Annotated in this window: 16 protein-coding genes; 8 read left to right on the top strand and 8 right to left on the bottom strand. The window is 52.5% G+C overall.

Annotation, left to right across the window (positions count from 1 at the left end; all coding sequences use genetic code 11):
- Nucleotides 1–424: 424 nt before the first annotated feature.
- Nucleotides 425–991: a D-glycero-beta-D-manno-heptose 1,7-bisphosphate 7-phosphatase gene (gene gmhB / locus ACHHZ6_RS05650; RefSeq protein ID WP_143344664.1), complete on the bottom strand. Its 567-nt coding sequence runs from the start codon at nt 989–991 to the stop codon at nt 425–427.
- A 188-nt stretch (nt 992–1,179) separates the two neighbouring features.
- Here gmhB and metN point away from each other — a divergent pair, with 188 nt between their 5' ends.
- The 6 genes from metN (at nt 1,180) to proS (ending at nt 6,758) form a co-directional block, all read left to right on the top strand.
- Nucleotides 1,180–2,211: a methionine ABC transporter ATP-binding protein MetN gene (gene metN, locus ACHHZ6_RS05645; protein ID WP_182273834.1), complete on the top strand. Its 1,032-nt coding sequence runs from the start codon at nt 1,180–1,182 to the stop codon at nt 2,209–2,211.
- Nucleotides 2,204–2,857 carry a methionine ABC transporter permease MetI gene (locus tag ACHHZ6_RS05640; RefSeq protein WP_014168730.1) on the top strand — a complete coding sequence of 218 codons (654 nt, stop codon included), beginning with the start codon at nt 2,204–2,206 and terminating at the stop codon, nt 2,855–2,857. Before metN ends, ACHHZ6_RS05640 begins: the two co-directional genes overlap by 8 nt.
- Nucleotides 2,858–2,896: 39 nt before the next feature.
- On the top strand, nt 2,897–3,712 hold the full coding sequence (gene metQ, locus ACHHZ6_RS05635; RefSeq protein ID WP_182273833.1) for a methionine ABC transporter substrate-binding lipoprotein MetQ: 816 nt from the start codon (nt 2,897–2,899) through the stop codon (nt 3,710–3,712).
- A 106-nt stretch (nt 3,713–3,818) separates the two neighbouring features.
- Nucleotides 3,819–4,223 (top strand): Rcs stress response system protein RcsF, encoded by a 405-nt coding sequence (gene rcsF, locus ACHHZ6_RS05630; RefSeq protein ID WP_182273832.1) that lies wholly within the window; start codon nt 3,819–3,821, stop codon nt 4,221–4,223.
- A complete protein-coding gene (tsaA, locus tag ACHHZ6_RS05625; RefSeq protein WP_182273831.1) occupies nt 4,220–4,927 on the top strand; it encodes a tRNA (N6-threonylcarbamoyladenosine(37)-N6)-methyltransferase TrmO in 708 nt (235 codons plus the stop codon). Before rcsF ends, tsaA begins: the two co-directional genes overlap by 4 nt.
- 112 nt (nt 4,928–5,039) lie before the next feature.
- Nucleotides 5,040–6,758, top strand: coding sequence for a proline--tRNA ligase (proS, locus tag ACHHZ6_RS05620; RefSeq protein ID WP_395121894.1), 1,719 nt, complete (start codon nt 5,040–5,042; stop codon nt 6,756–6,758).
- 49 nt (nt 6,759–6,807) lie between these two features.
- Here proS and nlpE read toward each other — a convergent pair whose 3' ends face one another.
- The 3 genes from nlpE to ACHHZ6_RS05605 are packed head-to-tail and all read right to left on the bottom strand — an operon-like array spanning nt 6,808 to nt 8,505.
- Nucleotides 6,808–7,506, bottom strand: coding sequence for an envelope stress response activation lipoprotein NlpE (nlpE, locus tag ACHHZ6_RS05615; protein ID WP_395121893.1), 699 nt, complete (start codon nt 7,504–7,506; stop codon nt 6,808–6,810).
- A 34-nt stretch (nt 7,507–7,540) separates the two neighbouring features.
- Nucleotides 7,541–7,963 (bottom strand): alternative ribosome rescue aminoacyl-tRNA hydrolase ArfB, encoded by a 423-nt coding sequence (arfB, locus tag ACHHZ6_RS05610; RefSeq protein WP_182273828.1) that lies wholly within the window; start codon nt 7,961–7,963, stop codon nt 7,541–7,543.
- Nucleotides 7,960–8,505: a YaeQ family protein gene (locus ACHHZ6_RS05605; protein ID WP_182273827.1), complete on the bottom strand. Its 546-nt coding sequence runs from the start codon at nt 8,503–8,505 to the stop codon at nt 7,960–7,962. The genes arfB and ACHHZ6_RS05605 overlap by 4 nt, the downstream gene beginning before the upstream one ends.
- Nucleotides 8,506–8,701: 196 nt before the next feature.
- Here ACHHZ6_RS05605 and ACHHZ6_RS05600 point away from each other — a divergent pair, with 196 nt between their 5' ends.
- Complete coding sequence (locus tag ACHHZ6_RS05600) at nt 8,702–8,902, top strand: YaeP family protein (RefSeq protein WP_182273826.1); 201 nt, start codon at nt 8,702–8,704, stop codon at nt 8,900–8,902.
- A complete protein-coding gene (gene rof, locus ACHHZ6_RS05595) occupies nt 8,889–9,149 on the top strand; it encodes a Rho-binding antiterminator (protein ID WP_003856148.1) in 261 nt (86 codons plus the stop codon). The genes ACHHZ6_RS05600 and rof overlap by 14 nt, the downstream gene beginning before the upstream one ends.
- A 28-nt stretch (nt 9,150–9,177) precedes the next feature.
- Here rof and tilS read toward each other — a convergent pair whose 3' ends face one another.
- The 4 genes from tilS to accA form a co-directional block, all read right to left on the bottom strand.
- Nucleotides 9,178–10,464: a tRNA lysidine(34) synthetase TilS gene (gene tilS / locus ACHHZ6_RS05590; protein WP_395121892.1), complete on the bottom strand. Its 1,287-nt coding sequence runs from the start codon at nt 10,462–10,464 to the stop codon at nt 9,178–9,180.
- Between the two features lie 58 nt (nt 10,465–10,522).
- A complete protein-coding gene (locus ACHHZ6_RS05585; protein WP_182919441.1) occupies nt 10,523–10,912 on the bottom strand; it encodes a VOC family protein in 390 nt (129 codons plus the stop codon).
- Nucleotides 10,913–10,978: 66 nt separating this feature from the next.
- Entirely contained in the window at nt 10,979–13,111 is a 2,133-nt protein-coding gene (locus ACHHZ6_RS05580; protein ID WP_182273823.1) for a lysine decarboxylase LdcC, read from the bottom strand.
- Nucleotides 13,112–13,211: 100 nt separating this feature from the next.
- The gene (gene accA / locus ACHHZ6_RS05575) at nt 13,212–14,171 is read right to left on the bottom strand and encodes an acetyl-CoA carboxylase carboxyl transferase subunit alpha (protein WP_182273822.1); all 960 of its coding nucleotides are present in this window, start codon (nt 14,169–14,171) and stop codon (nt 13,212–13,214) included.
- Nucleotides 14,172–14,173: the final 2 nt, after the last annotated feature.

Raw genomic sequence — 14,173 nt, 5'->3', positions numbered from 1 at the left:
GTTAGGCCTGCCGCCAGCGTTCAATCTGAGCCATGATCAAACTCTTCAATTTAAAAGTTTGATGCTCAATGAATTAAACTTCGTAATGAATTACGTGTTCACTCGTTGAGACTTGGTATTCATTTATCGTCCGAGGACGTTAAGAATCCATGTCACTTTGAGTGCCCACACAGATTGTCTGATAAATTGTTAAAGAGCAGTTGCAACGCGGCTTTCAGCTCACCGTTGCGAGGTGGCGTATATTACGCTTTCCTCTTTCAGAGTCAACCCGTTATTTCAGAATTTTTCTCTTCAACCGACCGGGTTGTTTGTGAAGTGATTCACATCCGCCGTGTCGATGGAGGCGCATTATAGGGAGCCTCCGAGGAATGACAAGCGGAAAAATGCATTTTTATTTCAACCGCTCATCTTTTCGCCAAAAAGGCTATTTTTGGTGCTTTTTAATCTCTTTTGGTAAATCTGCCAGGCTATTAATCACCCAGTCAGCCGCATTCTCTGCTTCTGGCGTGACGGGTTTACCAGTGCGCACTAATATTTTGGTGCCTACACCAGCAGCAGTTGCCGCCTGCATATCTTCCAGTTTATCGCCCACCATATAAGAAGCGGCCATATCAATGTGCAGGAACTCCTGCGCAGAGATAAACATTCCTGGATGCGGTTTACGACAATCACAGGTCTGGCGATATTCTTCTACTGTACCCTGAGGGTGATGTGGACAATAGTAGATACCGTCCAAATCAACGCCGCGGTCAGCCAGCGACCAGTCCATCCATTCCGTCAGCGTCTCGAATTGCGCTTCAGTGAATTTGCCACGCGCAATACCAGACTGATTTGTCACGACCACCAGCGCATAGCCCATCTCTTTCAGCTGGCGCATGGCATCTATTACGCCTTCGATAAACTCAAACTCATCAATCTCATGGACGTAACCATGATCCACATTAATAGTGCCATCACGATCGAGAAAAATTGCGGGTACTGATTTTGCCACCGGTTTGCTCCTGAAAAAGGCATGTCCGGCTAGTATCTCATGAATCGCAGCGCAATAAAGTGCTCATCGCACAGAGTTGGATTGATTTAGACGTCTGGATGCCTTAACATCCATTTTGTTTACGGTCATCACCCGTATCTGGCAGAAGAAAATGCCACGGCTAACTTACATACGATAAAAATAATCTAATGATTAAACTTTCCAATATCACCAAAGTGTTCCAGCAGGGGAACCGAACCATTCAGGCGCTGAACAACGTCAGCCTGCATGTTCCTGCTGGTCAAATTTATGGCGTCATTGGCGCATCGGGTGCAGGCAAAAGTACACTGATCCGTTGTGTTAACCTTCTTGAGCGTCCAACCCAGGGTAGCATTGAGGTTGGCGGACAAGAGCTTACCGCCCTCTCAGAGAAAGAACTCACCAAAGCACGTCGCCAGATTGGCATGATTTTCCAGCACTTCAACCTGTTGGCTTCCCGCACTGTTTACGGCAACGTTGCATTGCCGCTGGAACTGGACAACACACCTAAAGATGAAGTGAAGCGTCGCGTAACCGAACTGCTGGATCTCGTCGGCCTGGGTGATAAACATGATAGCTACCCGGCAAATCTGTCCGGTGGACAAAAACAGCGAGTGGCCATTGCCCGCGCGCTGGCAAGTAATCCTAAAGTGCTGCTGTGCGATGAGGCCACCAGCGCACTGGACCCGGCAACCACACGTTCTATTCTGGAACTGCTGAAAGACATTAACCGTCGTCTGGGTCTGACTATTCTCCTTATTACGCATGAAATGGATGTGGTGAAACGCATCTGTGACTGTGTTGCCGTAATCAGCAACGGTGAACTGATTGAGCAGGACACGGTAAGCGAAGTGTTCTCTCATCCGAAGACGCCGTTGGCGCAACAGTTTATTCAGTCCACACTGCACCTGGATATTCCGGAAGATTATCTGGAACGTTTAAAAGCAGAACCGATTGCAGACAGCGTCCCGATGCTGCGCATGGAATTCACCGGTCAATCTGTCGATGCACCACTGCTTTCTGAAACCGCGCGTCGCTTTAACGTGAACAACAACATCATCAGCGCGCAGATGGATTACGCCGGTGGTGTGAAGTTCGGCATCATGCTGACGGAAATGCACGGCACACAAGAAGAAACACAGGCGGCGATCGCCTGGCTGCAAGAACATCATGTAAAAGTAGAGGTACTGGGTTATGTCTGAGCCGATGATGTGGTTACTGGTTCGCGGCGTTTGGGAAACGCTGGCAATGACCTTTGTATCAGGTTTCTTTGGGTTTGTGATTGGCCTGCCGGTCGGCGTGCTGTTGTACGTAACGCGCCCAGGTCAAATCATTGAGAACGCGAAGCTCTACCGCACTCTTTCTGCGCTGGTGAATATCTTCCGTTCTATCCCGTTCATTATTCTGCTGGTGTGGATGATTCCATTTACCCGCGTGATCGTCGGTACGTCTATCGGTCTGCAGGCGGCAATCGTTCCGCTGACCGTGGGTGCTGCACCGTTTATCGCCCGTATGGTGGAAAACGCCCTGCTGGAGATCCCAACAGGGTTGATTGAAGCCTCCCGTGCGATGGGGGCAACACCGATGCAGATCGTGCGCAAAGTTCTGCTCCCTGAAGCGCTGCCAGGCCTGGTAAACGCAGCAACCATTACGCTTATCACTCTGGTCGGTTATTCCGCGATGGGTGGTGCAGTTGGTGCTGGCGGTTTAGGCCAGATTGGTTACCAGTACGGCTATATTGGTTATAACGCTACCGTAATGAATACCGTTCTGGTATTGCTGGTTGTTCTGGTTTACTTAATCCAGTTCTCTGGCGATCGCATCGTCCGGACTGTTACTCACAAATAACGTACACACAACACAAACTCGACGAGTTAAGGATATAACATGGCGTTTAAATTAAAGACCCTTGCAGCGGTAGGCGCGCTGATCGGCTCTCTGGCACTGGTGGGTTGCGGTCAGGACGAGAAAGATCCAAACCACATCAAAGTGGGTGTTATCGTGGGTGCAGAACAGCAGGTTGCTGAAGTCGCTCAGAAGGTGGCGAAAGAGAAATATGGCCTGGACGTTGAGCTGGTCACCTTCAACGACTACGTTCTGCCGAACGAAGCGCTGAGCAAAGGCGATATCGACGCCAACGCCTTCCAGCACAAACCGTACCTGGATCAGCAGATTAAAGATCGTGGCTATAAACTGGTCGCGGTTGGCAATACCTTTGTTTACCCAATTGCGGGTTACTCCAAGAAAATTAAATCTCTGGACGAACTGCAGCCAGGCTCTCAGGTTGCCGTGCCTAACGACCCGACCAACCTCGGCCGTTCCCTGCTGCTGTTACAGAAAGTGGGTCTGATCAAACTGAAAGACGGTGTTGGCCTGCTGCCGACCGTTCTGGACGTTACCGAGAACCCGAAAAATCTGAAAATTGTTGAACTGGAAGCACCGCAGCTGCCACGTTCCCTGGACGATGCACAGATTGCACTGGCGGTTATCAACACCACCTACGCAAGCCAGATTGGCCTGACTCCGGCAAAAGACGGTATCTTCGTGGAAGATAAAGACTCTCCATACGTAAACCTGATCGTGACTCGCGAAGACAACAAAGACGCGGAAAACGTGAAGAAATTCGTTCAGGCATATCAGTCTGACGAAGTTTACCAGGAAGCCAATAAAGTGTTTAACGGCGGCGCTGTTAAAGGCTGGTAATCTCACCTCAGTGTAATATCATCAGGACGGGCGAAAGCCCGTCTTGTCATTTATGCAGGCAACTGATTCAATATCTGACGATTTGATCATCCATTGAGGAACTATTATGCGTGCTTTACCGATCTGTCTTTTAGCACTGATGCTGAGCGGCTGTTCTATGCTAAGCAGATCTCCTGTTGAGCCTGTTCAAAGCACAGCAACCCCGCCAAAAGCGGAGCCAGCAAAGCCGAAAGCGCCACGTCCTGCACCGGTTCGCATTATTACCAAAGCCGACGATCTCGTGGGTAAACCTTTCCGTGAACTGGGTGAAGTGAGCGGTGAATCCTGTCAGGCAACCAATCAGGACTCCCCACCAAACATCCCAACGGCTCGTAAACGCATGCAGATCAACGCAGCAAAAATGAAAGCCAACGCGGTTCTGCTGCACAGCTGTGAAGTGACCAGCGGTACACCTGGCTGCTACCGTCAGGCAGTTTGCATCGGTTCTGCGCTTAACATTACTGCGAAATGAGTTCATTTCAGTTCGGGCAGATAGGCGTTATCCGCTCACCTTATAAAGAGAAGTTCGCCGTACCGCGCCAGCCAGGTCTGGTTACCCGCGGCGGTGGTGAACTTCACTTGATCGCGCCTTACAATCAGGCCGATGCGGTACGCGGGCTCGAAGCGTTCAGCCACCTATGGGTGGTGTTTGTGTTTCACCAGACCATGGAAGGGGGCTGGCGTCCTACCGTGCGCCCTCCTCGTCTGGGAGGCAATGCCAGAATGGGCGTGTTTGCGACTCGCTCAACGTTCCGCCCAAACCCTGTCGGTATGTCACTGGTCGAGCTGAAAGGCATACGCTGTCAGAAAGATCAGGTGATACTGGAGTTAGGTAGTCTTGATCTGGTTGATGGCACGCCGGTTATCGATATCAAGCCGTATCTGCCTTTCGCCGAAGCGCTGCCGGATGCCCGCGCCAGCTATGCTCAGGAAGCACCACGGGCAGATATGCCTGTTCACTTCACCGCTGAGCTAACTGCACAACTCAGCCAGCTGGAAAAACGCTATCCCCACCTTCGGGACTTTATTACTGAAGTTCTGGCTCAGGATCCCCGTCCAGCCTACCGTAAAGAAGAGGATGCCGGGAAAACCTACGCTGTCTGGCTGCTGGATTTTAACGTTCGCTGGCGCGTAACTGAGGCGGGATTTGAAGTCTTTGCCCTGGAACCCAGGTAATTTTATTTTCCTCTCTTTTGGCATCTTTGCCACACTGGTAAACTAAACCACTTTTTTTGTGTCAGGCTGGTGTTTCAGCCTGTTCCAATCGTCGAAATGGAACCGTAACAACATGCGTACTAGCCAATATCTGCTCTCCACTCTGAAGGAGACACCCGCCGACGCCGAAGTTATCAGCCACCAACTGATGCTGCGCGCCGGGATGATCCGCAAGCTGGCCTCCGGGTTATACACCTGGCTGCCGACCGGCGTGCGCGTCCTGAAAAAAGTCGAAAACATCGTGCGTGAAGAGATGAACAACGCCGGTGCAATCGAGGTGTTAATGCCTGTCGTTCAGCCCTCTGAACTGTGGCAGGAGAGCGGTCGCTGGGAGCAGTACGGTCCGGAACTGCTGCGTATTGCCGATCGTGGCGATCGTCCGTTTGTCCTCGGCCCGACGCATGAAGAAGTCATTACCGATCTTATCCGTAATGAGCTGAGCTCTTATAAACAGCTGCCGCTGAACTTCTTCCAGATCCAGACCAAGTTCCGCGACGAAGTGCGTCCACGCTTTGGCGTCATGCGTTCCCGCGAATTCCTGATGAAAGATGCGTACTCTTTCCACACGACTCAGGAATCTCTGCAAGAGACCTATGACAAGATGTACGAAGCGTACAGCAAAATCTTCTCCCGTATAGGTCTGGATTTCCGCGCTGTCCAGGCTGACACTGGCTCTATCGGTGGCAGCGCATCCCATGAGTTCCAGGTACTGGCGCAGAACGGTGAAGACGATGTGATCTTCTCTGACTCCTCTGATTACGCCGCTAACATCGAATTTGCTGAAGCCCTGGCACCAAAAACACCACGCGCCGCAGCAACTGAAGAGATGAAGCTGGTTGATACGCCAAACGCGAAAACCATTGCCGAACTGGTGGAACAATTCAATCTGCCTGTTGAGAAAACGGTTAAAACCCTGCTGGTGAAAGCGGCTGAAGGCAGTAAAAGCCCGCTGGTCGCCCTGCTGGTTCGCGGCGATCACGAACTGAACGAAGTGAAAGCAGAGAAACTGTCGCAGGTTGCCAGCCCACTGACGTTCGCAACAGAAGCCGAAATCCGCGCTGTCGTGAATGCAGGCCCGGGTTCTCTGGGCCCAGTGAATATGCCAATCCCCGTTGTTGTTGACCGTACGGTTGCAGCAATGAGCGACTTCTCCGCTGGCGCAAACATCGATGGCAAGCACTACTTTGGCATCAACTGGGATCGCGATGTGGCGACACCAGAAGTGGCAGATATCCGTAACGTGGTTGCCGGTGACCCAAGCCCGGATGGTCAGGGTACCCTGATGATCAAACGCGGCATCGAAGTGGGTCATATCTTCCAGTTGGGTGATAAATACTCCCGCGCACTGAACGCATCCGTTCAGGGTGAAGATGGCCGTAACCAGATCCTGACGATGGGTTGCTACGGCATTGGCGTTACGCGTGTTGTTGCCGCTGCCATTGAGCAGCATAACGACGAGCGCGGCATCGTATGGCCAGATAACATCGCACCATTCCAGGTGGCGATCCTGCCAATGAACATGCACAAATCTTACCGTGTGCAGGAGCTGGCCGAGAAACTGTACGGCGAGCTGCGCGCTCAGGGTATCGAAGTCCTGATGGATGACCGTAAAGAGCGTCCAGGTGTGATGTTTGCTGACATGGAACTGATCGGTATTCCGCACACTGTTGTTATCGGCGACCGTAACCTCGACAGCGACGAGATTGAATATAAATACCGTCGTAGCGGCGAGAAACAGATGATCAAGACCGGTGACATCCTTGATTACCTGGTGAAAGCCATCAAAGGTTAATAAACAAAAAACCCCGCACATGCGGGGTTTTTTAATGGGATAATTCAGCTTATTTGCTGCTGCAATCTCTGCCCGCCAGGAACTTCGCGTCTTTATCCGCCACCAGCGTTTTCACCATCTCACCGCTATCCGGGTTTGGCTCCAGCGTAAAATGACCGTCAACCGTCAGTAATACCGGCTTGCTGTCATTACCCCGCGCAACGGCATAATCACGTTCAAGCTGGGCGTTATTCGCCACGCTGACTTTCTTGCCGGTAGCGCAGTCGGTAAAGATCGCCGCATCTGCCATATAGAAATACATTCCCCGCATCGCCATTGGCGTGGCAGGCAGCGCTGCTTTTACCGGAGCCAGCGTGTAGTTGAACTGGGACTCAATCGGGTTCCCCTCGCGATCGAGCATCTCCATGCTGTCACCTTTAGGGCGGAACCAGGTTTTATCACCGGAGGTATCGGTCAGCACCAGTTTCTCAGCCGTGCGTGCCCATGTGCCGTAAGTGGCAAAGGACGAAGGTGCTTTTGCACCCTGATAACGCTGGTTCATCACCCAGGTACCATCTTTTTGCAGGAACAGAGATGTCTCAATACCCTCGCAATCCGCGCAAGGCAACACACCACGCCAGCTCTGCTGCATCGGCTTTAATTCTTCACTCTGGGTGGGCTGTAATACCTGCGTTTCCGAACGGTTATTACACCCGAAAAGCGCAAACAGCGTACTCACTGCCAGCGCTGACAATAATGCTTTTTTCACAATGAATTCCTTATGAAAAGTGTGTTCCCTTTCGTCACTCCGTTGGGCGACGAACTTTACCGCGTAGCGCTTTCACTGTGGATTTTTGCGCCTTCGACGATAACCGGCGCTCTTTCGATGCGCGGGTTGGTCGTGTTGCCCGACGGCTTTTTTGCACTGTCGTTAATTCTTTTATCACCGCCACCAGCCTGGCAATTGCCGCTTCCCGGTTTAATTCCTGGCTACGGTACTCCTGCGCTTTAATCACAATGACACCGTCACTGGTGATCAGGTGATGGCTGGCTGCAAGCAAACTGTCTTTATAATACTCTGGCAGGCTGGAGGCCCGAATGTCAAAGCGCAAATGGATAGCCGTCGACGCTTTGTTCACGTGCTGCCCACCGGCTCCCTGAGCACGGATAGCGGTGATCTCCAGCTCATTATCAGGGATGCTGACATTTCGGGACAAAACAATCATGACGCCGGCTGCCACGGCGTTAAGTGAATTTCCAGATTATTCTGAGAATCAGAGAGCCAGATCGCACCGTCCTGAATTGTCGCCTGCAGAACCATCGTCCGGCTGGCAAACTCACTCAGCTGCGCCAGTTGCTCATCGTCCAGATACCAGACGGTAAGATTTTTAAACTGTGCGCATTTGCTCTTGTTTTGCTGCCACCAGATCTCCGCAGCGCGTTGATTATATGCAAATAGCGCCACTTCAGCGGACTGGGTGCAGGCCTTTTTAATACGACGTTCGTCCGGCAGACCCAGCTCAATCCACAAATCGATACCCAGATGATCGTTGCGCAGCCAGGCTTCTGGCTCGTCCTCCGCACTTAAGCCACGGGTAAATTGCAAGCGCTCATCAGCATACTTAATCCACGCCAACAGGCGCAGCATCATGCGTTCCTGGGTTTCAGAGGGATGACGCGCCAGCGTCAATGACGCATCCAGAAACTGGTTGCGATCAAGATCCGCCACATTGACCACAGCTTTATAAATTGTCGCTTTCAGCGCCATGAGTAAACTCCTTTTGAATCAGGCGCACATTGTAGCGAAAACAGCGGCAAAAGGCTGTTACGAGGTGATGAATACCCGACTATCAAGGCTCTGATATTGCTTAAATGAGTATGGTATAGTCACCTTGCTAAACCGAGTTTATCTTCGTAGGCTTAATGGTATCTCACAGTAAGTCAGTGCGCTGGCGGGAGGGGATGTGAATAATTATTGTGAGTTAATTCGCAAACGGTATGCGGAAATCGCCAGCGGCGATCTGGGATACATCCCGGATGCGTTGGGCTGTGTATTGAAAGTGCTTAATGAAATGGCCTCTGATGAGACCCTTTCAGAATCGGTCAGGGAAAAAGCAGCGTATGCTGCGGCGAATTTACTGGTGAGCGATTATGTCGATGAATGATACTTATCAACCCATCAATTGTGATGACTATGACAACCTCGAACTCGCCTGTCAGCATCATTTAATACTGACGCTGGAGCTAAAAGATGGCGAAGTATTGAAGGCGAAAGCCAGCGATCTGGTTTCGCGTAAGAATGTGGAATATCTGGTTGTGGAAGATGCAGGGGCGACGCGTGAGCTTCGCCTGGACAAAATTGCCAGCTTCAGCCACCCGGAAATCGGCACCGTTGTGGTGAGCGAGTCCTGATAACACTCACGGGCAGCCCGACTGCCCGTTACGCTTTCCACTCAAAATTCATCCCCTCTTCTGTCCACCCCTCTTCAGTGATGAACACACCCGCAGCGGCAATCAGCGTCTCACCGTAAAACAGCAGCGGCGTGGTATCACGCAACCAGGGCGGCACATTACACTCCTGCCAGATTTTCTTCAGCTTCCGTCCGCCATTGCGCCCGACAATATGCAACATACCACCGGCCTTAAAGCGCACGGTAACCAGCTCATCGGCTGCAGGCGGACGCACATGACCCGATTGCACCAGAGAAATATGTCCGGCACCGCATGGCAACGCCAGCGTTTCATCTGGCGTCTTCCAGTCGAGAACAGTATCAACAAGCGAAGGCATCGACCTGACCCACCAGAGCTTCCCTTTGTAGCGCCTCACGTCAAAACCGTTCAGATGCAGACAAGGCGCAGCATCTTCCCGTGCCTGAGCCACTTCATCCCAGATGCGGCTCAGCATGGCCCGCGACGGCATTGCCGCGTTGTGAGAGGCCAGCCAGCGCCGTAGCAGCGCGGCACGGCGGACTGAACTCATGCCTTCAAGCGGTGCAATCGTCAGCGTTCCGTCAGCTGAAATCAATTCGGCCAGCTCTTCGCTCAGCAACTCATCCAGCAGACTTTCCTGTTCAGCGCAGAGCATGGCGCTTCGGGCCGTCGCTTCGGCAAAATGCCCCCAACGCTCGGTCAGGAGCGGGACAACGCGCAGGCGCAGGAAGTTTCGGTCGTAACTGTCGTCCTGGTTGCTTTCATCTTCAATCCAGCTCAGCTGATGCGTCCGCGCCCAGGTTTCCAGAGAAGCACGCGTTTCACGCAGTAACGGACGAATTAACTGCGTCCCTGCAAAATCAGCTCGCTCAGGCATGGCGGATAACCCCGCCGGACCACTTCCCCGCTTCAGTGCCAGCAAAAAGGTTTCGCACTGGTCATCAAGATGCTGCGCCGTTACCAGTACCTCGCCGGGTTGCACTACACGGGCAAAGGCAGCATAGCGGGCTTTACGCGCCTGAGCCTCAGTACCCAGACCTTCATCCTGAAGCCTCACCCGTTCAACGCTCAGCGGGATCCCCCACGTCGCGCACAATGCCTCGCAGTGTGCGACCCAATCCTCAGCATGAGGGCTTAACCCGTGATGGACATGCAGTGCCCGAAGCTGAACATCAGGCTCCTGGTCGCGCCAGAGTTTAAGGCGATGGAGAAGAACGGTGGAATCCAGACCACCGCTAAACCCCACCAGTAGCTGGCGGTACGGTGAAACGGCTTGTGCGATAGCAGGTAAGGTCATAGGAAATTACACATAAAAAATGCCCGAACTGAGCGGGCATTATCACACAGGATGGCGATTACTGCTGGTAAAGCTCCAGCGGCAGGCCATCCGGATCATTGAAAAAGGTAAAGCGCTTGTCGGTAAACGGATCAACACGTATCGCTTCACACTTCACGCCGTGGGCTTCCAGATGTTTTACCGCACGATCAATATCATCAACGCTAAAGGCGAGGTGTCGCAGCCCGCAGGCTTCAGGATGGGACGGACGTGCAGGCGGAAAAGGAAAAGAAAACAGCTCAATCACATAGTGCCCGTTTAATGCCAGGTCTCCCTTCCAGGAATCGCGCTCTTCACGGTAAACCTCGCTTAACAGCGTAAAGCCAAGAATGCCACAGTAGAACGCCTTACTTTGTGCGTAATCGGTAGCAATGATCGCAATATGGTGAACCTGTTTTAAACCCAGCATAGTTTCTCCTTTTTATGATGTTCTGAACGTTACAACCGAAAACCTACGCCTGGCAAGCCACCACCTTTATTTTAAGACTCGCACCCAGTACACACCGTTCTCATCACGCTTCGCACCGTGAATATCCGTCTCAAAGCCCGGGTAATGACGCCCAACCGAACAGAGCATCAGCAGGAAATCGAGCACCGTCCGGCTTTCCTCGGTGATCATCTCACCCGGCATCAGCAGTGGTACGCCCGGAGGATAAGGCAGGATCATATTGGCCGACACGCGACCGACCAGATTTTCCAGCTCAATGGTTTCCACCTCGCCTTTCACCTGCTTCTGCCAGGCTTTGTGCGGCGTCAGTTTCATTTCAGGCAATACGTCAAACGCCTGCAACATCAGACGCGGTAGATCGTGCTGGCGGATCAGTTTGTGGATCCCCTGCGCCAGATCCTGAATACGCATATTGCGGTAGAAGTCAGGATCTTCTGCATAGAGATCCGGCAGCATATTTTTGACCCGCAAATTGAGATCGTAGGCACGCTTAAACTCCATCAGACCGCGCAGCAACCCCATCGCACGGGTTTTATCAATCCCAATGCTGAACAAGAATAGCAGGTTATAGGGCCCGGTTTTCTCCACCACCACACCACGTTCATCAAGGAACTTCGCCACCAGCGCGGCGGGGATCCCCTCACCACTCATATTGCCCTGCTCGTCCATACCGGGTGTCAGGATCGTCACTTTTACCGGGTCGAGGAACATATGGTCGGCATCAGCATCGCGGAAGCCGTGCCAGCTTTCGCCTGGCGCGACCGGCCAGCACTCTGCCTCTTCAATCTCTTCTGGCTGCCAGATATCAAAAAACCAGCCGTCAGCCTCATCTTTCAGCCGCTGTACTTCTTTGCGGAAATGCAGCGCCCGTTCCACAGAACGATTAATCAGACGTTTACCCGAGTTTCCGCGCAGCATCGCCGCTGCCGTTTCAATGGAGGCCACCAGCGGGTAGCTCGGAGAGGTGGTGGTGTGCATCATAAAGGCTTCGTTGAAGGTATCTTCGTCATACTCGCCCTTGATGTGAATGAGCGACGCCTGGGAGAATGCGGCCAGCATTTTGTGCGTCGACTGCGTTTCGAAGAACACTTTGCCCGGTACGCGTTCACCGCTCATACCGCTTTTACCGGCGTAAATCGGGTGGAAATTAGTGTAAGGCACCCATGCGGAATCAAAATGAATCGATGATACATCCAGCGTCTGCTTGATCCAGTTAGTGTTGTACAACAGGCCGTCATAGGTAGAGTTGGTGAGCACCGCGTGGACAGGCCAGCTGGCGTCGGGGATCGCCGCAACCTTATTTTCGATGGCTTCATGCGTAAACTCACGGCGTGGAATACCGCCAAGAATACCGAGTGCATTACGCGTCGGCGACAACCACAACGGTACGACGTCGCTCATCATCAGCAGATGTGCCAGCGACTTGTGGCAGTTACGGTCAATCAACAATGTGCTTCCGGCGGGTGCGGCGTACATCCCGACAATCTTGTTCGAGGTCGAGGTGCCATTGGTCACCATGTAGCTCTGTTCAGCACCGAACGTGCGGGCAATGTACTCTTCGGCTTCCAGATGCGGGCCGGTATGATCGAGCAAAGAACCTAGCTCAGTAACCGAAATCGATACATCCGCTTTAAGCGTATTTCCGCCAAAGAAATCATAAAACAGGCAACCCACCGGGCTTTTCTGGTATGCCGTCCCCGCCATATGGCCTGGCGTACAAAACGTGTATTTCCCTTCCTTCACGTAGGTGAACAGCGCACGGGTAAACGGTGGCGTGATGTTATCGAGATATTCCCCCGTGTACTGCTGAATGCGGGTTGCAATATCTTCCGCTACGCCGAGGGAGTATTCAAAGAACCACAGCGCCATTCGCATATCGTGGGCACTGACATCCATCGTCGAGTGAGTATTGATAAAGGCATACAACGGGAGGTATTCATTCAGCTTATTGATATCGCTGCACAACTCCAGATCGTATTCATCCCAGTCGAAGACAACGCCACAGATCCGCGGGTTGTGCTCAATGAACTTCAGCAGGTCGGCGCTGTTGTGCGGCCAGATAAGCTGATATCCACGCGACCGCAGGGCTTGCTCCAGCTCCTTGATGGGCTCGTCTTTATAAAAGACACCGTGTGGCCCCATGATGGCAATGATGTTCATGGTCTACCTCCTTGAAAAACACCAGATAAGCATAGTTAAGGTAAACGGTGGGTATAAAAAAAGCCGCAACATTGTGCGGCTTTTCAGATAATTGTGAAGCTTATGCGTAACCGTAGGTCATAAGACGCTGGTAGCGGCGGTTGAGCAGCTCTTCTTTGCTCAGCACGTCCAGCTCAGCCAGGTCGGCCAGCAGCTGCGCCTTCAGGGACGCCGCGATCACTTCCGGCTTACGGTGTGCACCACCCAGCGGTTCCGGGATCACGGTGTCGATCAGCTTCAGCTCTTTCAGACGTGGGGCAATGATGCCCATCGCTTCTGCAGCCAGCGGTGCTTTGTCGGCACTTTTCCACAGAATAGACGCACAACCTTCCGGAGAGATAACGGAATAGGTGCTGTATTGCAGCATATTCACTTTATCACCCACACCAATCGCCAGCGCACCACCAGAACCACCTTCACCGATAACGGTACAGATGACCGGCACGCTCAGACGGGACATTTCACGCAGGTTGCGTGCGATGGCTTCAGACTGACCGCGTTCTTCCGCGCCCACGCCAGGGTATGCACCTGGGGTGTCGATAAAGGTGATGATTGGCATGTTGAAACGCTCAGCCATCTCCATCAGACGCAGGGCTTTACGGTAGCCTTCCGGTGCCGGCATACCAAAGTTACGACGGATTTTCTCTTTGGTTTCACGACCTTTCTGATGACCAATGATCATCACCGGGCGTCCGTCCAGACGCGCGATACCGCCAACGATAGCTTTATCGTCAGCATAAGCGCGGTCGCCTGCCAGTTCGTCAAATTCATCAAACGCCAGGCGGACATAATCCAGGGTGTACGGGCGCTGTGGATGACGCGCCAGCTGGGCGATCTGCCATGCGCCGAGATCGGCAAAGATTTTGCGCGTCAGTTCTACGCTCTTTTCGCGCAGACGATGCACTTCTTCGTCGATGTTAATATCCAGTTTTTCATCCTGACGGCTTACCGCTGTCAGAGAATCGATTTTCGCTTCCAGCTCTGCAATCGGCTGTTCGAAATCAAGGAAATTCAGACTCATAG

The organism is Enterobacter cloacae complex sp. 2024EL-00214 (genome assembly GCF_043945575.1).
Taxonomy (GTDB): domain Bacteria; phylum Pseudomonadota; class Gammaproteobacteria; order Enterobacterales; family Enterobacteriaceae; genus Enterobacter; species Enterobacter cloacae_P.
The sequence above is the reverse complement of the archived record's forward strand: the minus strand, read 5'-3'. Positions and strand labels throughout refer to the sequence as shown.